General features: G+C 59.5%; 2 protein-coding genes. Both read right to left on the bottom strand.

All coding sequences use genetic code 11. From position 1 onward, the window contains the following. Positions 1–192: 192 nt before the first annotated feature. Positions 193–777 (bottom strand): hypothetical protein, encoded by a 585-nt coding sequence (locus ABD120_RS39560; protein WP_343955655.1) that lies wholly within the window; start codon positions 775–777, stop codon positions 193–195. 54 nt (positions 778–831) lie between these two features. Continuing rightward, a partial coding sequence (locus ABD120_RS39565) for a hypothetical protein (RefSeq protein WP_343955657.1) occupies positions 832–1,073 on the bottom strand: 242 nt, incomplete at its 5' end.

Consider the following 1,073-nt stretch of genomic DNA (forward strand, 5'->3'; position numbering starts at 1 on the left):
TCGGGATGCGGACAGCGTCGCCCGCATCGCGGATCTCGCCTTCATAGTCGCGGTTGCAGACCAGGTCCGAACCGACGACGAGCTTGGACCGCATCTCAGCCCATACACCGGCAGTCCAGACTTCGGGAATAAACCGGGTATCGCGGTAGGTGGGCTCGGTGAAAATAGCCAAGGGGGAATTCTCCTGCGGGGTTACTTGATTCCAAGTAGGTCGTTGAGTTGGCCCGAGAGGCGAGCAACGTTGATCTCATCGTTCGTCATGCGCTGGAGATCGGATCGGGTGAGCTGGGGGGGCTTGTTCGCCTCACGATTACCAGCCGTCTTGTGGAAAACGTCTTGGTCGAAAGACTTGCCACTCTTGGGAAGCGTCCTTAGAAACGCGTCGATGGCGTCGCCGTTGGGCTCGCCGTCATCACCGGCCAGGACGGCAACGTTGATGTAAGAAACATCCGGAAGCGCCACACCAGCCTTAGCGGCCCGCGCAGTTAGCTCTGCGGTCGTGAGCTTCGCGCCCAGCTCCGCAAGTGTCGCCTTTCGCGTATCGGCCTTTGCTGCCTCGATGGCCTTTTCGGTCTCGGACATCTGCGACTGCGAAAGCTGGTCGTACTTCTTGGTGATGTCCTTGAAACCCGCTTCATGCTTTCGGGCCATCGTGCGCCACTTATCCCGCTCGGCGACCAGCGCCGCAACGTCAACGCCATCTGTTCCCGTGTCGGCAACGGTGGTGTTCGCGGTGGTGTCGTCAGTGGGGGTCGTGTTGGTGTCGTTCTCGGGCATGTTGAAAAGGGCTCCATGTCGGAAGAAATAGACCCCCATGTCGGGGGACGTGTGTTAGGCGGCCTGGAGATAGGGGCCGTATTCGCCGTGATCGATCACGCGAAGTTGGACGTCCTTCGCCGCGCGCTTGTACGCTTCAGCCACACGCCGATCTAGTTCCGCGTCTTCGTCGTCCGTCGAATAGATCGGCTCGACGGAACAACCGCATGCCGGATGAATCGGCATAAGATCACGTTTTCGATACGTGTTCGTAGCGGCGATGACGCAGAGATCGCAATGGTTCGGCTTGTCGGACA

The organism is Nonomuraea longicatena, assembly GCF_039525605.1.
Taxonomy (GTDB): domain Bacteria; phylum Actinomycetota; class Actinomycetes; order Streptosporangiales; family Streptosporangiaceae; genus Nonomuraea; species Nonomuraea longicatena.